22 protein-coding genes are annotated in these 19,252 nt (G+C 68.8%); 11 read left to right on the top strand and 11 right to left on the bottom strand.

What is annotated here, in order from left to right; genetic code table 11:
* Positions 1-236: 236 nt before the first annotated feature.
* Positions 237-1,124, top strand: coding sequence for a TauD/TfdA dioxygenase family protein (locus J4E04_RS02825; RefSeq protein WP_307091179.1), 888 nt, complete (start codon positions 237-239; stop codon positions 1,122-1,124).
* Between the two features lie 20 nt (positions 1,125-1,144).
* Entirely contained in the window at positions 1,145-1,912 is a 768-nt protein-coding gene (locus tag J4E04_RS02820) for an SDR family NAD(P)-dependent oxidoreductase (RefSeq protein ID WP_222631935.1), read from the top strand.
* A gap of 22 nt (positions 1,913-1,934) precedes the next feature.
* On the opposite strand, the gene J4E04_RS02815 is transcribed toward J4E04_RS02820, so the two are convergent.
* Together J4E04_RS02815 and J4E04_RS02810 are read right to left on the bottom strand one after the other, a co-directional pair.
* Positions 1,935-3,116 carry a L,D-transpeptidase gene (locus J4E04_RS02815; protein WP_490150492.1) on the bottom strand — a complete coding sequence of 394 codons (1,182 nt, stop codon included), beginning with the start codon at positions 3,114-3,116 and terminating at the stop codon, positions 1,935-1,937.
* A 37-nt stretch (positions 3,117-3,153) separates the two neighbouring features.
* Positions 3,154-4,176, bottom strand: a complete 1,023-nt coding sequence (locus J4E04_RS02810; RefSeq protein ID WP_490150491.1) for a UDP-N-acetylmuramate dehydrogenase — start codon at positions 4,174-4,176, stop codon at positions 3,154-3,156.
* Between the two features lie 169 nt (positions 4,177-4,345).
* Between J4E04_RS02810 and J4E04_RS02805 the strand changes: the two genes are divergently transcribed.
* From J4E04_RS02805 to J4E04_RS02790, 4 genes are read left to right on the top strand one after another with little or no spacing between them, the layout of a single operon-like run.
* Entirely contained in the window at positions 4,346-5,938 is a 1,593-nt protein-coding gene (locus tag J4E04_RS02805; RefSeq protein WP_490149852.1) for a Rieske 2Fe-2S domain-containing protein, read from the top strand.
* Between the two features lie 9 nt (positions 5,939-5,947).
* Positions 5,948-6,466 carry a DUF2505 domain-containing protein gene (locus J4E04_RS02800; RefSeq protein WP_056441577.1) on the top strand — a complete coding sequence of 173 codons (519 nt, stop codon included), beginning with the start codon at positions 5,948-5,950 and terminating at the stop codon, positions 6,464-6,466.
* Positions 6,467-6,488: 22 nt separating this feature from the next.
* Positions 6,489-6,992 carry a DUF2505 domain-containing protein gene (locus tag J4E04_RS02795; RefSeq protein WP_027506337.1) on the top strand — a complete coding sequence of 168 codons (504 nt, stop codon included), beginning with the start codon at positions 6,489-6,491 and terminating at the stop codon, positions 6,990-6,992.
* Between the two features lie 53 nt (positions 6,993-7,045).
* On the top strand, positions 7,046-7,837 hold the full coding sequence (locus J4E04_RS02790; RefSeq protein WP_490149851.1) for a class I SAM-dependent methyltransferase: 792 nt from the start codon (positions 7,046-7,048) through the stop codon (positions 7,835-7,837).
* Here J4E04_RS02790 and pabB read toward each other — a convergent pair.
* On the bottom strand, positions 7,796-9,868 hold the full coding sequence (pabB, locus tag J4E04_RS02785; RefSeq protein WP_490149850.1) for an aminodeoxychorismate synthase component I: 2,073 nt from the start codon (positions 9,866-9,868) through the stop codon (positions 7,796-7,798). The two genes, J4E04_RS02790 and pabB, sit on opposite strands and share 42 nt — an antisense overlap.
* 15 nt (positions 9,869-9,883) lie before the next feature.
* Positions 9,884-10,459, bottom strand: coding sequence for a type IV toxin-antitoxin system AbiEi family antitoxin domain-containing protein (locus tag J4E04_RS02780; RefSeq protein ID WP_051613467.1), 576 nt, complete (start codon positions 10,457-10,459; stop codon positions 9,884-9,886).
* Positions 10,460-10,573: 114 nt separating this feature from the next.
* Here J4E04_RS02780 and J4E04_RS02775 point away from each other — a divergent pair, with 114 nt between their 5' ends.
* Positions 10,574-11,311, top strand: coding sequence for an LmeA family phospholipid-binding protein (locus tag J4E04_RS02775; protein WP_027506333.1), 738 nt, complete (start codon positions 10,574-10,576; stop codon positions 11,309-11,311).
* Here the strand turns inward: J4E04_RS02775 and deoC are convergent.
* Positions 11,308-11,985, bottom strand: coding sequence for a deoxyribose-phosphate aldolase (gene deoC / locus J4E04_RS02770; protein WP_037186135.1), 678 nt, complete (start codon positions 11,983-11,985; stop codon positions 11,308-11,310). The two genes, J4E04_RS02775 and deoC, sit on opposite strands and share 4 nt — an antisense overlap.
* Before the next feature lie 75 nt (positions 11,986-12,060).
* Between deoC and purU the strand changes: the two genes are divergently transcribed.
* Entirely contained in the window at positions 12,061-12,951 is an 891-nt protein-coding gene (purU, locus tag J4E04_RS02765) for a formyltetrahydrofolate deformylase (protein ID WP_490149849.1), read from the top strand.
* Positions 12,952-12,964: 13 nt separating this feature from the next.
* On the opposite strand, the gene J4E04_RS02760 is transcribed toward purU, so the two are convergent.
* The 3 genes from J4E04_RS02760 to J4E04_RS02750 are packed head-to-tail and all read right to left on the bottom strand — an operon-like array spanning position 12,965 to position 15,386.
* Positions 12,965-13,558, bottom strand: coding sequence for a class I SAM-dependent methyltransferase (locus tag J4E04_RS02760; RefSeq protein ID WP_222631965.1), 594 nt, complete (start codon positions 13,556-13,558; stop codon positions 12,965-12,967).
* Entirely contained in the window at positions 13,555-14,571 is a 1,017-nt protein-coding gene (locus J4E04_RS02755; protein ID WP_490149848.1) for an alpha/beta fold hydrolase, read from the bottom strand. The genes J4E04_RS02760 and J4E04_RS02755 overlap by 4 nt, the downstream gene beginning before the upstream one ends.
* On the bottom strand, positions 14,568-15,386 hold the full coding sequence (locus J4E04_RS02750; protein WP_490150490.1) for a MerR family transcriptional regulator: 819 nt from the start codon (positions 15,384-15,386) through the stop codon (positions 14,568-14,570). Before J4E04_RS02750 ends, J4E04_RS02755 begins: the two co-directional genes overlap by 4 nt.
* 139 nt (positions 15,387-15,525) lie before the next feature.
* On the opposite strand from J4E04_RS02750, the gene J4E04_RS02745 reads away from it, so the two are divergent.
* From J4E04_RS02745 to J4E04_RS02735, 3 genes are all read left to right on the top strand, one after another.
* Entirely contained in the window at positions 15,526-16,005 is a 480-nt protein-coding gene (locus J4E04_RS02745) for a DUF2975 domain-containing protein (protein ID WP_027506328.1), read from the top strand.
* Positions 16,005-16,217, top strand: coding sequence for a helix-turn-helix domain-containing protein (locus J4E04_RS02740; RefSeq protein WP_027506327.1), 213 nt, complete (start codon positions 16,005-16,007; stop codon positions 16,215-16,217). The genes J4E04_RS02745 and J4E04_RS02740 overlap by 1 nt, the downstream gene beginning before the upstream one ends.
* Before the next feature lie 68 nt (positions 16,218-16,285).
* Positions 16,286-17,542 (top strand): Nramp family divalent metal transporter, encoded by a 1,257-nt coding sequence (locus tag J4E04_RS02735; RefSeq protein ID WP_490149847.1) that lies wholly within the window; start codon positions 16,286-16,288, stop codon positions 17,540-17,542.
* On the opposite strand, the gene J4E04_RS02730 is transcribed toward J4E04_RS02735, so the two are convergent.
* The 3 genes from J4E04_RS02730 to J4E04_RS02720 all read right to left on the bottom strand — a co-directional run bounded on the left by J4E04_RS02730 (position 17,543) and on the right by J4E04_RS02720 (position 19,237).
* A complete protein-coding gene (locus J4E04_RS02730; RefSeq protein WP_027506325.1) occupies positions 17,543-17,836 on the bottom strand; it encodes a DUF2516 family protein in 294 nt (97 codons plus the stop codon).
* A gap of 67 nt (positions 17,837-17,903) precedes the next feature.
* The gene (locus tag J4E04_RS02725) at positions 17,904-18,773 is read right to left on the bottom strand and encodes a heparin-binding hemagglutinin (RefSeq protein WP_056441562.1); all 870 of its coding nucleotides are present in this window, start codon (positions 18,771-18,773) and stop codon (positions 17,904-17,906) included.
* A complete protein-coding gene (locus tag J4E04_RS02720; RefSeq protein WP_037186255.1) occupies positions 18,770-19,237 on the bottom strand; it encodes a helix-turn-helix domain-containing protein in 468 nt (155 codons plus the stop codon). The genes J4E04_RS02725 and J4E04_RS02720 overlap by 4 nt, the downstream gene beginning before the upstream one ends.
* Between the last annotated feature and the right edge of the window lie 15 nt (positions 19,238-19,252).

Here is a 19,252-nt window from a genome sequence, read left to right as displayed (position 1 = left end):
GTCGTCCGTCGACGCGCGATCAGACTCGTGAGAGACCGCGTCGACAACAGAGTTCGCGAGCGAGAGGCAGACGGGAACCGAGCGCGGCGGTCACATACGTGACCCGCGGTGCGGACTTCCTCGCTGGTGCCATGACCGAAAAGTAGCACCGATGTCGCCGCGCTGCAGAATCGCCTGTTTCGCTCGAGGTGATTCGAAGGGTGGACAACCTGCGACTTCGGCATCACAGTGAGCCCATGAAGACCGTGAAACTGGGCGCGAACATCGGCGCACGCATCGACGACGTGCGGATCGGCGGCGATCTCCCGGACGAGATCGTGCACGAGATCAACGAGGCGCTGCTCGAGCACGAGGTCGTGTTCTTCCGCGGCCAGCATCACGTGGACGAGAAGGTGCAGTACGCGTTCGCCGAGCGGCTCGGGATCCCCACCACCCCGCACCCCACGGTCCGGTCGCGCGGAACCCGCACTCTCGCCATCGATTCCACGTACGACAAGGCGGACAGCTGGCACACGGACGTGACGTTCGTCGACCGCGTGCCGAAGGCGTCGATCCTGCGGGCCGTGCACCTGCCCCCGTACGGCGGCACCACCACCTGGGCGTCGGCGACCGCCGGCTACGAGCAGCTGCCGCCCGCGATGAAGGCCCTCGCGGAGTCGCTGTGGGCCGTGCACACCAACATCTACGACTACGCGGCGACCGCTGCCGAGAAGTCCGTCACGTCGACGGCCGAGCGCTACCGCGCGGAGTTCCGCAGCGAGTACTTCGAGGTCGAGCATCCCGTGGTGCGCGTGCATCCCGAGACGGGGAAGCGCGCGATCCTGCTGGGCCACTTCGCCAAGTCGTTCCCGGGCCTCTCCTCCAAGGAGTTCCGCGCACTCTTCGAGCTGCTGCAGGACCGGGTGACCCGCCTGGAGAACACCATCCGGTGGTCGTGGGAGCTCGGCGACATCGCCATCTGGGACAACCGGTCGACCCAGCACTATGCCGTCTCAGACTACGACGACCAGTACCGCCGCCTCGAGCGCATCACCCTCGCGGGCGACGTTCCCGTCAGCGTGCAGGGCGAGTACTCGCGCGTCGTCGCCGGCGACGCGTCGGGCTACAGCGCGATCGCGAGCTGACGCGATCTAGCCTGGTTCCCATGACCAGCGTTCCGACGACACCGTCGACCCAGACCGACCGCCCCACCGCCGTCGTCACCGGAGCCAGCTCCGGGATCGGCGCCGCCACCGCGCGGACACTCGCCGCCGGCGGCTATCACGTGGTCGTGGGCGCCCGCCGCGTCGACCGCCTCGAGGCACTGGCCGAGGAGATCGACGGCACCGCCCTCGCCCTCGACGTGACCGACGAGGACTCCGTCGCGGCCTTCACCTCGGTGCTGCCCCGTGTGGACGTCCTGGTGAACAACGCGGGCGGCGCGAAGGGCCTCGCCCCGATCCTCGAGGCGGACCTCGACGACTGGCAGTGGATGTGGGAGACCAACGTCGTCGGCACGCTGCGCATGACCAAGGCGCTGCTGCCCAAGCTGATCGAGTCCGGTAACGGTCTCGTCGTGACCATCACGTCCATCGCCGCGTTCGAGACGTACGACAACGGCGCCGGGTACACCACGGCCAAGCACGCACAGGGCGTGCTGCACCGGACGCTCCGCGGCGAACTGCTGGGCACGCCCGTGCGTCTGACCGAGATCGCTCCGGGCGCGGTGGAGACGGAGTTCTCCCTCGTCCGCTTCGACGGTGACGAGGAGAAGGCCGCGAAGGTCTACGAGGGCATCGACCCGTTGGTGGCCGCCGACATCGCCGAGATCATCGGCTTCGTGGCGTCCCGCCCCTCGCACGTGAACCTCGACACCATCGTCGTGCGCCCGCGCGATCAGGCCCCGAACGGCCGTTTCAGCCGCCGGACCTGATTCTCACGCGGCAGTCCGACTCTCACGCGGCGGTCAGGGCGCTCATGCTCTGCCATGTGGGCCAGTCGATCGCCCAGTCGTAGATGTCGCCGTCCGCCGCCGAGAGATCGATGCGCGTGCCGGTGACCTCGACGGGGTCACCGTAGACGGCCATCTGGAAGTACGTCTGCGCGTCCTCGGTGGAGAGGTTGATGCAGCCGTTGGTCACGTTGGACGAGCCCTGCACTCCCGTGGTCAGCGGGTTGGCGTGGATGAACTCGCCGTTGTTCGAGATGCGGGTGGCCCACCGTTCCCGCACGTTCTCGTAGTACGGCGGGTTGGACATCAGGAAGTCCTCGTACTTCTCGGTGACGACGTGGATGCCGCTGCGCGTGACGTTGCGGTCCTCGTTGCCCTCGCCGTAACTCACCGGGATGTCCATGACGGTCTGGCCGTCGCGGACCACCTGCATGCGGTGGCTGGTCGCATCGGCGACGACGACCTGGCTCCGACCGATGGTGAAGTTCACCGTGACGTCCGAGTCGCCGTAGGCGCCGCCGCCGTAGTTCACGCCGTAGAGCTTCGCCGACACGTCGACGGTGGTGCCGGGGGCCCAGTAGTTCTGCGGACGCCAGTGCACGCGGGACCCGCCGTCGTCGGGCAGCCAGGCCCACGAGCCGGCCGTCGGCGGGTTCGTGGTCACCGTCAGCGCCTTTTCGACCGCCTTCTTGTCGACGATCGCGTCGTCGAACTTCAGGATGATCGGCGCCGCGACACCGACCTCCTGGCCGTCACCGATGTTGGTGGAGACCGACGTGATCGACTGCGGCGCCACCGTGCCGAGAGTGCTCTCGACCGGCACCGGCTTGCCGTCGCTGCCGACTGCCGTCCCTGCCCACGTGTAGACCGCGTCGTACCCGAGGGGCTCGGTGACGGTGAACGTCGTCTTCGCCGGGTCCAGCGTTCCCGCGACGGCGCGGCCGTCGGCGGTGGTGAGCGACACGGCCTCGAAGGTGCCGTTCGCGACCGAGACGGAGATCGGAGCGGTGGGTGAGACGTCGGTCGCACCGGCCGCCGGTGCGTAGGTCACCGCCGCCACGGGCGCGGCCTCGGTGGTCGGCGCGGCGCTCTCCGAGGACCCGGGTGTGCCGGAGCACCCCGCGACCAGCGCGATCACGAGTGCCAGCACGGCCAGGACGGCTGCGTACGGTGTTCTCCCCTGCATCTTCACGGGGACGACGTTACCTGTGGCAACAGACCGATCAGTCGAGCGTGCAGTTCACCAGGCGGCACTCGGGGGTCAGCGTGATGCCGTACTTCTCCTGCACACCCGCGCGCACGTGTGACGCGAGGGCGGTGACGTCCGCTGCACTCGCGCCGCCCCGATTGGTGACGGCCAGGACGTGGCGGGTGGAGAGGGTGGCCCGTCCGGTGCCGACGCGCTCGCCGTACCCGCGGGAGAACCCGGCGTGCTCGATGAGCCAGGCAGCACTGAGCTTGATGCCCTTCGGGTCCGTGAACTGCGGCGATCCGAGTGCCTCGGGCGGTACGGACGACACGATCGGGTTCAGGAAGAAGGACCCGACACTCCACGAGTCGTGCTCCGCCTCGTCCCACACCATGCCGCGATCGGTCCGCAGAGCGATCACGGCATCGCGCACCTCGCGCGCCGAGACGCTCTCTCCGATGCGCACGCCGAGCCGCTCGGCGAGCGCCGCGTACCGCACCGGCGCCGACACGTCGCTGCGTCGGAGCGCGAACGTGACATCCACCACGACGTAGCGATCGGTGTGCTTGAAGGCCGACGACCGGTGCGAGCCGAAGCCGCAGCGTGCGTTGTCCCACACCTCGACCTCCCCGCTCTCCCGGTCGAGCACCGTCACCGACTCGAGCCAGTCCGAGGTGGAGGCGCCGTACGCGCCGACGTTCTGCACGGGCGTTCCGCCGGTGCTGCCCGGGATGCCGGAGAGTGCCTCGATGCCGGCGAGCCCGTGATCGAGCGCGGTGCGGACGACCAGATCCCACTCGACTCCGGCGTCCACGTGCATCCTGGTGCCCTCGACCCGGAGCCCGGACGTCGCGACGCGGACGACGGTGCCGTCGAAACCGTCGTCTCCGACCAGCAGGTTCGAGCCGCCGCCGATGACGAGCACCGGAGTTCCGGCCGCGTCGGCGCTGCGTACGGCGTCGACGAGCTCCTGCGAGGTGGTCGCCTCGACGAGACGTCCGACGGGGCCACCGACGTGGATCGTGGTGAGGTCGGCGAAGGACACGGGGCGGTGCACGGCCGTCGCGGAGCCGGGATCGCCGGTCTCCGGAGCCGTCGCGGACTGGAGGGGACTGCTCGTCACGGGGGTGAACGCTACCCGGCGCTGCCCCCGCCTCGTCGTGAGCACCGGGTGTGCACGCCTACCATGGTCACCGAACCAGGTTCCATATTTCGGGAGGATTCACGTGCAGGTCACCAGTGTCGGACACGCGGGATTTCACATCCAGACGTCTGCGGGGTCCATCCTGTGCGATCCGTGGGTCAACCCCGCGTACTTCACGTCCTGGTTCCCGTTCCCCGACAACTCCCAGCTCGACTGGGACGAGCTCGGCAACTGCGACTACCTGTACGTCTCGCATCTGCACAAGGACCACTTCGATCCGAAGCACCTGGCGAAGCACGTCAACAAGGACGCGGTCGTGCTGCTCCCCGACTACCCGGTGCCGGACCTGCGCACGGAGCTGGAGAAGCTCGGTTTCACCACGTTCTTCGAGACGACCGACTCGGTCAAGCACACGGTGTCCGGCCCCAAGGGCGACCTCGACGTCATGATCGTGGCGCTTCGCGCTCCTGCCGACGGACCCATCGGCGACTCGGGTCTGGTGGTGAGCGACGGTGAGACCACCGCGTTCAACATGAACGACGCCCGGCCGGTCGACCTGGACATGATGACCGAGGCCTTCGGACACATCGACGTCCACATGCTGCAGTACTCCGGCGCCATCTGGTACCCGATGGTCTACGACATGCCGCAGCGCGCCAAGGACGCGTTCGGGACGCAGAAGCGGCAGCGTCAGATGGACCGGTGTCGGCAGTACATCGAGCAGGTCGGCGCCACGTGGGTCATTCCGTCCGCAGGTCCCCCGTGCTTCCTCGACGACGAGCTGCGCTCGCTCAACGACGTCTACGGCGATCCGGCGAACATCTTCCCCGACCAGATGGTGTTCCTCGACCAGATGCGCCGCCACGGCCACGACAAGGGCCTGCTGATGATGCCGGGAACCACGGCGGACTTCTCGGGTTCCGACCTGAACGAGCTGGCGCACCCGCTGCCCACCGACGAGGTGGAGGCCATCTTCACCACCGGCAAGGCCGACTACATCGAGGCGTACGCGCAGCGCCAGGCCGACGTCATCGCGGCCGAGAAGGCATCGTGGGCGACCGCGGCGGGCGAGCCGCTGCTGGGGCCGTTGCGCGCACTGTTCGAGCCGATCATGGCGCAGACCGACCAGATCTCCGACGGCATCGGCTACCCGGTGGAGCTGAATCTGACGGGCAGGCCGGAGGCCGGTCGACCTCCGGTGGCTGCCGACAGAGTGGTGCTCGATTTTCCGAAACGCATCGTGCGCGAACCGATCCAGGACGAGAAGTTCCGCTACACGTTCGAGATCCCGGCCGAGCTGGTCCGCACGGTGCTGCGGGACGGGGAGTCCGACTGGGTCAACTCGATCTTCCTGTCGACGCGGTTCCGGGCGAAGCGGGTCGGTGGCTACAACGAGTTCCTGTACACGTTCTTCAAGTGCCTCACCGACGAGCGCATCGCCTACGCGGACGGCTGGTTCGCCGAGGCACACGACGACACGGCCACCATCGTCAAGGACGGCTGGGAGATCCAGCGGCGCTGCCCGCATCTCAAGGCGGATCTGTCGAAGTTCGGTGTCATCGAGGGCACCACGCTCACGTGCAATCTGCACGGCTGGGACTGGAACCTCGAGACGGGCAAGTGCCTCACGTCGAAGGGCCACCCGCTGCGGTCCGAGCGCGCCGCACAGAGTTAATCTCAGCTCATGCCACGCAGGTTCGATCACACGGTTCCGTCCACGCTCGCCGCGTCCGACGTCCACGCCGCCCTCACCACCGAGCAGTACTGGACCGATCGGCTCGAGGCCGTCGGCGGCCCCAAGGCACAGCTGAACGACGTGACCGTCGCAGGCGACGACGCGGACAGCCGCACGGTGTCGGTGTCGATGACCCAGGCCATCGCGGAGGAGTTCCTGCCCGGCGCCATCACCAGCATCCGCCCGGGCGATCTGATCATCCACCGGACCGAGTCGTGGGGTTCCCTCGACGCGCAGGGTGCCTCGGGCACATTCGAGGCCAAGGTCGAGGGCGCCCCGGCGTCCATCACGGGCACCCTGGCACTGCGCTCGAAGGGCTCCGCCTCGAGCCTGACGGCGACGGGTCAGGCCGAGGTCAAGGTACCGATCTTCGGCGGCAAGATCGAGCAGGCGGTCATCGAGCAGGTTCTCGCGCTGATCGACGCCGAGCAGGAGTTCACCGACACCTGGGCGCCGGAGCACCTCTGACTCACCGGTAACCTCATCGACCATGGCACGTCGCATGAACTACTCGGCTCGTCTCCCGTTCACCACAGAGCAGGTGTACGGGGCGCTGACGACGCGTGACTACTGGGACGCGGTGATCGAGGAGCTGCGCAAGTACTCGGAGAACGAGCTCACGCGCTTCGAGGTCACGGCGGACGGTGTCGACGTGGTCATGCGGCACATCATTCCGCGCGACACGCTGCCCGACGTCGCGCAGGCGGTGATGAAGAAGGACATGGTCATCACCCGCAACATCCATCACGACGCGTACTCGGAGACCACCGCCGGGAAGTACGACGCGTCGATTCCCGCCGGCCCGGGCAGCCTCACCGGCACGACGTCCCTCTTCGCCACCGAGGCCGGCTCCACGTTGCGCACCACGTCCGAGGCCAAGGTGTACATCCCCTTCATCGGCGGAAAGCTCGAACAGTTGATGCTCGTCAACCTCGTCGATCTGTGGCGGGGCGAGGGCGAGGTCACGCACGACTGGCTCACGAAGAACGCCTGACCGGCGGGTAGGCCGGAGGCGGTCGGGATGAGCGGAACGAACTGCTGGGCACTGTGATCTCCCGGATCGGTCCGGAGGGTGTGGTCACTCGCGGGACGACCAACATCAACCGGTTGCGGCGCAGTGATCGCCGACTGGTGCACGATCCCGACGTCCGAGCGTTGCTCCGCGGCGCGACGCGTCCCCTGGTCGTCGACCTGGGCTACGGCGCCAGTCCGGTCACCACTCTGGAGTTGGCCGCGCGACTGCGCACCGTCCGTGCGGACGTCGCCGTCGTCGGGCTGGAGATCGAGCCGTCCCGCGTCGTCCCCGATCGGGACGGTGTCTCCTTCCGCCGCGGCGGCTTCGAACTCGCGGGACTGCGGCCACACCTGGTGCGCGCGTTCAACGTGCTGCGTCAGTATCCCGAGGACGCGGTACCGGGTGCGTGGGCACGCATCACCTCCGCTCTCGCGGACGGCGGCCTCCTCGTCGACGGCACGTGCGACGAACTGGGGCGTCGGGCCACGTGGGTCACCGTGGACGCGTCGGGACCGCGCAGTCTGACCCTCGCCTGGGATCCGTTCACGGTGGAGCGGCCGTCGGATATCGCGGAGCGGCTGCCGAAGGTCCTGATCCACCGCAACGTCGCGGGCGAGCGCGTGCACGAGGTGCTGCGGGCGGCCGATCGGGCGTGGGACGTGGCGGCGCCGCTGGCACCGTTCGGACCCCGCGTGCGGTGGCGTGCGGCGCTGACAGCCCTGGCGGCGCAGGGACTTCCGGTCACCGTGCCGCGCCGACGACTGCGGGACAACGTGCTCGCGTTACCGTGGTCGGCCGTCGCTCCCGCCGAGGACACGCAGTAGCGCGTCGGCCTTGAGGTGCATCTCGTCCACCTCGTCCTGCGGGTCGGACAGCGAGACGACGGCGCCGCCCGCTCCCACCGACGCCCGGCCGTCCGCGAGCACCACGGTCCGGATGACGATGGACAGGTCCGCCGCGCCGGTGAGCGAGAACCAGCCCAGCGCACCGGAGTACACGCCGCGCGGCCCGCCCTCGAGGCGGTCGATGATCTCCATCGTGCGGCGCTTCGGGGCGCCGGTCATCGATCCGCCCGGGAACGCCGCGCGCACACAGTCGACGGCCGAGAGCCCCGGGCGCACCCGACCCTCGACCGTCGAGACCAGTTGGTGCACATGGGTGTGGCTCTCCACGTCGAAGAGCACCGGCACGTGCACCGACCCGGGCACGCACACCTGATTCAGGTCGTTGCGGACCAGATCGACGATCATGATGTTCTCGGCGCGGTCCTTCTCGCTCGTCGCCAGGTCGAGGCGCGCGGCCGCGTCCTCCGCCGGCGAGCGCCCGCGAGCCCGAGTTCCCTTGATGGGCTTGGAGTCCACGACGCCCGACGCCGTGATCCGCAGGAAGCGCTCCGGTGACGCGCTGAGTATCGCCAGCCCGGGGAAACGCAGGAACGCCGCGTACGGGGCGGGACTGGCGCGCCGCACCGCGAGGTAGAGGTCGGCGGCGTCGCCGTCGAACGGCACGCTCATCTCGTTGGTCAGACAGATCTCGTAGCTCTCCCCCATCGTGATCTGCTCCAGGCAGTCCGCGATCGCCGCGCGATACGCCCCGTCGTCGTGCCGGGTGTCGATCACCGACGGCAGCGCGCCGAGGGGGGTGTCGGACACGGCCGGGCGACCGCGCTCCGAGCGGGGCAGCGCGGTCACGGCCGCGGCGGTCTCGTTCAACCATCCGAGCGCCGCGGTGTCGTCGCCACCGACGAGTGTGAGGGTGAGCAGATAGGTGCACCGATCGCGGTGGTCGAGCGCGATGAGCCTGTCCGCGAACATCATTCGCGCATCGGCCGTCGGCGACGCATGCGCCGCCGCTCCGCCCGTCTCGGCCTTGAGTTCGTAGCCGAGGTGACCGACGTAGCCGAGGGCGAAGTCGAACGGCACCGCGGGCACCCGGTCGACGGCCCGCGCCGCGATCTGTTCCCCGAGGTGGTCGAGGAACGACGTGACCGTCTCCTCGGTCGTGCCGTCGGCGGTCGTCGTCGTCACGCACGAGGTGGCGACGTCGTACGACACGTCCTCCGCCAGTGGGCCGTCACCGGGTCCGAGGTAGGAGAACCGGGCACTGCCGTCGAGCTCGGCGCTCGAGTCGAGCCAGAACGTGGACCGTCCGCGGAGTGGGCGCGCCACCTCCTCGGGGTCCGGTAGCACGTCGAGACGGCGCACGAGCACCCGGTAGCGGGGGTCGCGCACGACCGGGTCACGCGGCGCCACGGTCGGCGCGGAGGTGTGGGTGCTCGGGCGGGCGTCCCGCGCGAGGTCGAGAAAGTTGGCGATCACCTGCAGTCCACGTTCCGTGCCGATCGACTCGGGATGGAACTGCACTCCCCACAGCGGCCGTGACCGATGACGCAGCGCCATCATCACCCCGTCGTCGGTCCACGCCGTCGCCTCGAGCTCGTCGGGCAGGGCCGTGACGGTGAGGGAGTGGTACCGCACCACGCGCAGGGGCGACGGCAGGCCGGCGAAGAGATCGGTGCCGTCGTGCCGCACGTCGGACATCCGGCCGTGCATGGGCTCGGGTGCCAGATCGACGACGCCACCACAGCTGTCCGCGATGCCCTGATGCCCCAGACACACCCCGAGAAGCGGCAGACCACCGTCCCGGATCACCCTGCTGCTGACGCCCATGTCGGCCGGGCGACTCGGGCGGCCCGGGCCTGGCGAGACGACGACGGCGTCCACCCGGTCCAGCGGGAGGGAGGACCACGGGACGTCGTTGTGCACGACGATGGGGGCGGTGCCGGACACCTGCTCCAGGTACTGGGCCAGGTTGTGGGTGAACGAGTCGTAGTTGTCGATCAGCAGCGTGCGCATGAGAGGAACATCCTCTCAGCGCAGCGCCGTCTCCACCCGCTCGGCCACCCGGTCACCGCACTCCACAGCCTGCTCGAAGAGGTCGTCGACGACCAGTCGTCCGAGCACCAGACCGTCGGCGACCACTTCGTCGAGGGTGAACTGCGAGATGCCGCCCGCCGCGAGATCCAGCACGGTGCGCACCGGCGTCGTCATGCGGAAGGCACCGGAGAGCTCGATGTCCGCGCCCGTCAGGCGTCCCCGATGGATCGCGAGGCGCTGGTCGTGCGCTCGCGCCGTCCCGCTGACCCGGACGTGGACGAACTGCGGGTGCAGGCTGCCCATGCCGTGCAACTCGGCCGCACTCTGGTGGGAGATCACCGCGGTGGCGCCCAGCCACACGCACCACTTCGAGTACTCCTCGAGATCGTGGTTCGGCCAGTCCGACAACCGGAGCAGATCGGTCTCGACCCGCGTCCAGGATCCGTCGGCGACGTGCGCCTCGATCTCGGACGGCAGATACCCGGCATCGAGCGCGTGAGCTGCGGTGAAGTACCCGTCCTGTTCGGCGACCACGCCGTCCAGACGTTCCGCCACATCGTCGCCCGCCATGCTCGAAGAGCCTACGTGGTTGTGTCACGCGTCACAGAGAAATGGCGCTGTCGCCGTGCACCCGATCGGCCGGTCCACAGAGGAACCTCAGAGATGTCGTCCACACTGTCTTTCATGACTCACGACACCGCACCCAGACGACGCTCCCGGGTGCCTCTCATCGCCGGAGTGCTGGTCATCGTCGTCATCGCGGCACTCGTCGGTGGCGAGTTCTATGCCCGCAACCGCGTCGAGAACTGCCTCACGACCCAGTTCGAGAGCGAACTCGGCTCACAGATCGACGTCGGCCTCGGCCTGCAGCCCGTCCTGTTCTCCCTCGCGACCGAGAAGTTCTCGTCCGTCGACATCTCGAGCGACGACACGAAGTTCGGGCCCGCACAGGACATGCAGGTCCAGGCGACCGTGAACGACGTCGACCTCACCTCCACGGACACCACGTCCGGTCAGATCGGCAGCAGTTCGGCCGACGTCACGTGGTCGACCGGCGGCATCCTCGCGACCCTGCAGGAGCAGGGCGTCGGCAGCGTCGTGTCCGGTGTGACCAGCGATCCCGCGGCCGGAACGCTGAAGTTCGCCATCGTCGGTGGACTCGCGGAACTCACCGTGAAGCCCGTGGTGCAGGGCGACACGATCGAGGTCCAGACCACGGACGCGTCGATCCTCGGCATCGGCATTCCCACCGACCTCGCGGACAGCGTCGTCTCGGTGCTCACGGACAGCCTGCAGGCGTACCCGCTCGGCATGACGCCGGACGCCCTCGAGGTGACCGACACCGGGATCCACATGACCCTCAGCGGCGGCCAGTACACGATCCCCGCCGCGCAGGGCGGTCAGCAGCAGGTCACCTGCTAGTCGGCGAAGCCGTCCAACACGCTGCGGGTCCCGGACAGGCCCAGTCGGGTGGCGCCGGCCTCGATCATCGCTCGGGCGGTGTCCGCATCGCGGATCCCGCCCGACGCCTTGACACCCAGGCGGCCACCGACGGTGCGGGCCATCAGACTCACGGCCTCCGTCGACGCTCCACCCGCGGGATGGAACCCCGTGGACGTCTTGACGAAGTTCGCGCCGGCCCGCTCCGCCGCCCGGCAGCACTCGATCACCGCGCGCTCCCCGTCCGCCGACGCGAGCAGCGCCGCCGACTCGATGATCACCTTCAGGACGGCGTTCTCGCCCATCGCCTCCCGGACGGTGATGATGTCCGCCAGGACGGCGTTGAAGTCACCCTCCACCGCGGCGCCGACGTCGATCACCATGTCGACCTCGCGCGCCCCGTGCTGCACCGCCAGACGCGCCTCCGAACCCTTGATCAACGAGTGGTGCTTTCCGGACGGGAACCCCGCCACCGCGGCGACCACCAGGTCACCCGTGTCACGAACCGGGAGCATCGACGGCGACACGCAGACCGCGAGGACGCCCAGATCCTTCGCCTCCGCGACGAGCGCCCGGACGTCGGCGACCGTCGCCTCGGGCTTGAGCAGAGTGTGATCGACCATGCGGGCGACGTCGGTGCGCGTGAGGGTTGTCATGCGCTCCACCTTTCCAGACGGAGGCCGGTCGGGATCGGTCAGGAAGGGACGGGTGTCAGTGAGACAATGGCGCCCATGCCGCCCGAATCTCCACGCTCCGACTCTCGCCGCTACGTCCTCACCCTGGGCTGCCCCGACCGCACGGGCATCGTCGCGCGCATCTCGACCTTCCTGGCCGATCTCGGGGGCTCGATCGTCGAGGCCGCCTATCACGCCGACGCGGACAGTGGCTGGTTCTTCACCCGTCAGGCCGTCGCGGCCTCGTCGATCGACATCGGAGTCGACGAGCTGCGCGCACGGTTCGCGGCGGTCGCCGCGGAGATCGGCCCGGAATCCGAGTGGTCGCTGCACGATTCCGGAGAGCGCAAGAAGGTCGTGCTCCTGGTGAGCAAGGAGGGACACTGCCTCCACGATCTGCTCGGGCGCGCCGCCGGCGGAGAACTGCCGGCGACCATCGAAGCGGTCATCGGCAACCACCCCGATCTCGAATCCGTCACGCGCGCACACGGTGTGCAGTTCCACCATGTTCCGTTCCCCAAGCACCCCAGCGAGCGCGGACCCTCCTTCGACGCGCTCCGCGACCTCGTCGACGGCTACTCCCCCGACGCGGTGGTGCTGGCGCGCTTCATGCAGGTGCTGCCGGAGTCGTTGTGCGAGCACTGGTCCGGGCGCGCGATCAACATCCACCACAGCTTCCTGCCGTCGTTCGTCGGCGCCCGGCCGTATCACCAGGCGTTCGCACGAGGGGTCAAGCTCATCGGCGCGACGTGCCACTTCGTCACCGCCGAGCTCGATGCCGGACCCATCATCGAGCAGGACGTCATCCGCATCGACCATGCGGACGCGGTCGCCGACATGGTCCGTCAGGGCCGGGACATCGAGAAGATGGTGCTCGCGCGCGGACTGCGCTGGCACCTCGAGGACCGTGTGCTGGTGCACGGCCGCAAGACCGTGGTGTTCGACTAGACGGCTGGTCGTATCAGCCGGCTGGGGTTCGACCCACCACGACGGTCTCGTTGTAGACGAACAGCTTTCCCACCGGACGCGGGAACGGGAACGAGGCGGACGTCGTGCGCTCGATGCCGGCGGCAGCGCAGAGGGCGAGCAGGTCGGCGGCGTCCAACCAGCTCGTGTGCGTCGGGTCGCTGGCGAACCCGACTTCCTGTGGGCACACGATCATGACGACGGAGTCCGGCTGCAGACACGGCAGGTACTCCGTCAGCACCTCACCCTCCGCGCCCGGCGGCAGGTGCTCGAGCAGGTGGGCCATGAGCATGCCGTCGAAGCCCGTGTCGCCGAGGGCGTGGAACTCCTCGGGTGTGTACGCGGTCATGCCCTGCGAGCGGCAGAACTCGACGGACGCGACGTTGTGATCGACACCGACGCTGCCCGCGGGAAGGTTGCGCAGATTCCGGCCGATGCCGCAGCCGACGTCGAGAACGCGCCGCCCAGCGAGATGGCGTCGAATGTTCCACTGATACGGAGCCTGCACGCGCAGAACGCGTTTCCACCGCGCACCCTGCAGCTCGCGCAGCCGCTCGGTGTAGGCGTCCCCTCTGGTGTCGTCGCTCATGCCGGCAGCTCCGCGAGCCGGACCAGCTCGGCGTCGAACTCCGCGATCGATTCCACCGAGCTCATGTGTCCGACACCGTCGAGTTCGAGGAACCGGCCCAGCACTCCGGCGCGGGAGAGTTGATCGGCAAGCTTGCGGGCGTGCACCGGCGGCGTCAGGCGGTCGCGCGTGCCGACGATCACCGACGTCGGGACGTCGATGTTCTCCAGCGCATCGTGGATGTCCAACGCGGACAGCGCCGATCCCCACATGCCCCGCGTTCGAGGGGAGCACTCGCGCACGATGCGTTCGCAGAACGCCACCTGCGCCGGAGTGGACTCGGCGCCCATCGTCACGTACTTCAGAGCACGAGCGGAGAACGGACTCGACGGGATGGGCAGTGCCGATCCGAGCACGCTCGACGCCACCCGCGCCGGCACCTGCGCGACACCGGGTGGCAACGGGATGACAGTGGTCTCGCGGACCAGACTGTCGGTGGCCGTGTTGGCCAGCAGTATCGCCTTCACGTAGCGGCGCACCTGCGCGGGATACTGTGCCGCCCAACTCATCACGGACATGCCGCCCATGCTGTGTCCGGCGACGACGGCCTTGGTGTCCGAGTCGACCGTCGCCTCGAGCACCGCGGCGAGATCGTCCCCCAGGACGTCGGCACCGAGCGGCCGGGTCCCCACCTCACTGGCCCCGTGCCCGCGCTGGTCGTACACGACGACGCGGTACCGTCCGGCGAGGTCGTTGATCTGCGGCGCCCAGAAGTCGGCGGAGCAGGTCCATCCGTGACTGAGGACGATCGGGGCGGCGTCCGGGTCGCCGTACTCGCGCACGTGCAGCGCGGCACCGTCCTCGGCGACGACCGTGCGCACCCGTGGGGTGAGCTCCGGACGCGCCAGCAGTACATCGGTGTCCGCCATCCGCGCCGAGGGCGGTGACGCCCGTCGAGTCGCCCGGATCGAGGCTGCACCGGCCACCGCGACCGCGGCCACGGCAGCGGTCACCACTGCACCACGAGTGTTCATCGGTCTCCTGTCCTGCTGCTCGAGCTGGTGCTCGCGCCGTTGCCGTCACTGTCGTCGGTGTCCGCCGTGGCGGCGTCGCCGCTGTGCTCCGTGGCGGCGTCGCCGCTGAGCGCCTTCTCCATCGCGTGCACGATCTCGGCGTCCATGGTCTCGGAGAAGAGCGCCTGCACGGCACGGCTGGCCAGCGGACGCAGGGTGGTGATGAGGTCCGCCATGGCCGAGAGCTCGCTGGGGTCGAGCGTGAACGGATCGGCGCCGCCCGGAACGAACCTGTCGACGACCAGACGCACGAACTGCTGGGACACGCTCGTCAGGTCCTGGTGGACGCGCTCGGTGCGGGACAGGATGTCCGGCAGCGCGAGACCCGCGTCGAACAGCACCTTGGCCGCGCGCACCAGGGCGGGGTTCTCGATGCGGTAGCCGTCCCCGTCGCGGGAGAAGACGTCGAGCGCTTCCGCACGCGTCAGATCGTCGTCGCTGATCCGTCCGTCGAACATGGTGTCGATCTCGTCGCGGGTCAGCCGCGCCGGGTGGTCGACGTTGGCGGCGCCGTCGGGATCCTCGGTGCCCAGGACGTCCTCGACGCGGAGTCCGTACTGCGCCGCGGTGAGGAGTTCGCTGATGGTGACGAAGGTGTAGCCACGGTCGAGCATGCGCGAGATCATCTGCAGCCGAGCGAGGTGCGACTCGTCGTACCAGCCCGTCCGACCCACCTTGCGCGGGGGCGGCAGCAGACCGCGGTCCTGATAGACGCGCACGTTGCGGACGCTCACGCCGGCTTCCCTGGCGAGGTCGTCGATCCGGTACTCGGTCAGGCCGACTCGGCGGAGATCCCGGGGATCACGCGAGCGAGCATCGTCGAGTGGGGAGTCCGGCACCCTCAGACCTTAACCCTGCCGCCCTCCCGCACCAGTACCTATTGATTTTCGATAGATCCTGACTGATACTCGATGTATGATCACGGAAAGACGCGTCGTCGCGACACTCAGGGTGTTCCTCGCCGGCCTGTTCGCCCTGCTCGTCCTGTTCCAGGTCATGTCGCTGCCGGGACAGTTCGCGCACATGGCCCGCGAGAACCCGGAATCCGCGTACCTCCGATGGCCCCTCACCGCGCTCACCATCTTCTGGGTGGTGTGCGTGCAGATCGTCGTCATCGCCACCTGGAAGCTGCTCACTCTCGTCCGCCGGGATCGCATCTTCTCCGGTGCCGCGTTCGTGTGGGTCGACGCGATCGTCCGCGCGATCGTGGCCGCCGGTGTGTCGCTCGGTGTCGTGTTCCTCGTCGTCGGGTTCCGCGCGGACGATCCGGGGCCCGTGCTCCTGCTGTTCCTGCTCTGCATGATCGTCGGCGTCGCCGCACTGCTGATGATGGTCATGCGTGCCCTGCTGCGGAAGGCGAGCGACCTGCGCGCCGACCTCGAGGGCGTCATCTGATGCCCATCGTCGTCCGCATCGACGTGGAGCTGGCCAAGCGCAAGATGAGCGTCGGCGAGTTCGCCGAGCGCGTCGGACTGACCCCCGCCAACGTCGCCGTACTCAAGAACGGGCGGGCCCGCGCGGTGCGGTTCAGCACCCTGGAGACCATGTGCCGGGTGCTGGAGTGCCAGCCGGGTGACCTGCTCGAATGGGTGGACGACGAGACATGATGCGGGTGCCCTAACTTATCGGTACGGCCCGGCGAACACGATCGCGCCGGGTGCCCTACACTTCCGTCATGGTCGACCGCATCGGAACTCGTCCACCCACATCCGGAGGCATCACTCCCGTCCGGCTGTTCACGCTGCTCGGCCCCGCGTTCGTCGCCGCCATCGCCTACGTCGACCCGGGCAACGTCGCCGCGAATCTCACCGCGGGCGCGCGCTACGGCTACCTCCTCGTGTGGGTACTCGTGGCCGCCAATGCGATGGCGGTACTGATCCAGTACCTCTCGGCCAAGCTGGGCCTGGTCTCCGGACGATCACTGCCGGAGATGCTCGGCGACCGCATGCGTCCCTGGCCCCGCCGGGCGTTCTGGGTGCAGGCCGAGGCCGTGGCGATCGCGACGGACCTCGCCGAGGTGATCGGCGGCGCCATCGCGCTCAACCTCCTGTTCGGCGTTCCGCTCTTCGTCGGCGGTCTCATCACCGGCGTCGTGTCGATGGTGATCCTGGCCGTCCAGTCACGGCGGGGTCAGCGCACCTTCGAGTTCGTCGTCATCGGCATGCTCGCCATCATCACGATCGGCTTCCTCACCGGCCTGCTGTTCACCGACATCGACGCGGGCGGTGTCGCCGGCGGTCTCGTACCGGGGTTCGACGGTTCCGGATCGGTCCTGCTCGCGGCCAGCATGCTGGGCGCGACGGTCATGCCGCACGCCATCTACCTGCACTCCGCGCTCGCCCGCGACCGCCACGGCGTCGAGAAGGACTCCGGCAAGCTCGACCGCCTGCTGCGCGCGACCAAGTGGGACGTCACGTTCGCGCTCATCATCGCCGGCAGCGTCAACATCGGCATGCTGCTGCTCGCCGCATCGGCGTTCCGCGGCGAGGAGGGCACCGACACCATCGACGGCGCGCACGCGGCCATCGAGAACAATCTCGGGCCCGCGGTCGCCGCGATCTTCGCCGTCGGCCTGCTCGCCTCGGGTCTCGCGTCGACCTCGGTGGGCTGCGCCGCCGGTGCCGAGATCATGAAGGGACTGTTGCAGAAGCGGATCCCGATCCAGGTGCGCCGCGTCGTCACGTTGATTCCCGCGCTGGTGGTCCTGGGTATCGGCGTCGATCCGACGCTGGCGCTGGTGCTGAGTCAGGTGGTGCTGAGCCTGTGCATTCCGTTCGCGCTGATCCCGCTGGTGCGCATGACCTCCAGCAGCGCGGTGATGGGCGCCCGCATCAACTCACGGACCACCGTGGCCCTCGCCGTCGTCACCACCGGCCTGATCGTGGCGCTCAACGCGGCACTGCTCTGGCTCACGGTCACCGGCCAGGGTTAGCTACCAGCGCGGTCCGCGCTGGATGTCGTCGACCTTGGGCCGCACGTCCACGAGGTACACACCGATGGCGACGACGGCGATGATGCCGACGAAGCCCACCACCGGGAAGACGAGCAGGATCAGCAGCGCGACCGCGAGAATGGCCACCCACCCCGGCTTGTTCAGCTTGTCCGCGGCGGTGAAGGCGTCGGGGCGCTGGCGGATGGCGTGGAAGAGCGCGAACGCCACACCCACCAGAGCGATGAGTTGCAGGATGTTCATGATCGCGCTGGTCGCGCTGTACGCCATGGGCATGCGGTCATCCTAAACGACACCGACCCCCGCGCTTCGTCAGCGCGGGGGTCGGAATTGTCGCGATCGACTAGCTGGTCGACTTCTTGGCCGGAGCCTTCTTGGCCGGGGTGGCCTTCTTGGCGGGGGCGGGAGTCGAGGCCTTGGCCGGGGTGGCCTTGGCGGGAGCCGACTTCGTGGCCGGGGTCTTCTTGATGGGCGAGCCCGCGTTGTTGCGCGTCTTGCCCTCGACCGTGCCGGCTGCACCCGAGGCGCGATCCGACGCCTTCTGGCCTGCGGTCTTCGCCTTCTGGCCGAGCTCGTCGATCTTCTCGCTCAGCTCGTCGGCAGCCTCGTCGACATTGTCGACGGCGTCCTCGGCGCCTTCCTTGATCGCGTCGGTGGCCTCGTCGGCACCTTCCTGCACACGATCGGACGCGCGGCCCGCGAGGGCTGCGGCGCGCTCACCGACGGCGCGGGTCTGCGAGGCGACGGTGCCGAGGGTCTGCTCGGTGAGGTCGACAGCGTCGTTGGCGACGGCGTTGGCGCGCTCGAGACCGTCCTCGACCGCCGGGTTCTTGCGGATGCGCTCGACCGTCTCCTCGCCGCGCTCGGCGAGTGCGGTGTAGAGGTCCGACGCCACCTTGAGGTAGGCCTCGGCGACCTTGCGGAGCTCCTCGGGGGTGAAACGCTCGCGGAGATCGGCGATCTCGTCCGGCAGCTCCTGCGGCAGCGCGTTCAGGCGTCCGCGGAGCGTCTCGACGCTCTCGGTGACGTCTTCCTGCAGGTCGGCGAGGCGGGCGCGGGCGGTGTCGACGCGGTCGTTGACGTCGGCCTGCGTGCTCTCGGCGCGGTGGCGGACCTGGGCGACGACGTCGGCCACGGCCTGGACCACGGCGTCACCGGCGCCGACGGCGGCGAACAGCGGGGTCTTGACGGTGTCGAACTTCGGGTCGGTCATGTGTGATCTCCTGATGTCGTTTCGTGGTTGATCTCTGATCGCAGCGTGGGGGTGCCGGTCTCGTTCTCGCGGCGGAACGAGTAGTAGATCTCGAGGAGCACCTGCTTCTGACGCTCCGTGATGGAGTCGTCACCGTGCACCGCGTCGATGATGGGACTGTGCGGCCGTTCCTCGAGCAGACCGGCTTGCACGTACAGGACCTCCGAGGACACACGAAGACCCTTGGCGATCTGACTCAGAACCTCTGCCGACGGCTTGCGCAGGCCCCGCTCGATCTGGCTGAGGTAGGGATTGCTGACGCCGGCGGAGAGTGCGAGTTGCCGCAGGGACACCTGGGCCGACTCTCGCTGTGCCCGAATGAAACTCCCGATGTCCTGTGTCGCCGTGCTGACGACGCGGGCGGCGAGATCTCCAGCTGCCGACACCACTGTGGTGTCGTCGCCTTCCTTCTCCTCGGATGCCATCTCGAACACTCCTGA

It is taken from the genome of Rhodococcus sp. NFXS4 (assembly GCF_058139645.1).
This window is presented reverse-complemented; position numbering and strand designations above follow the sequence as displayed.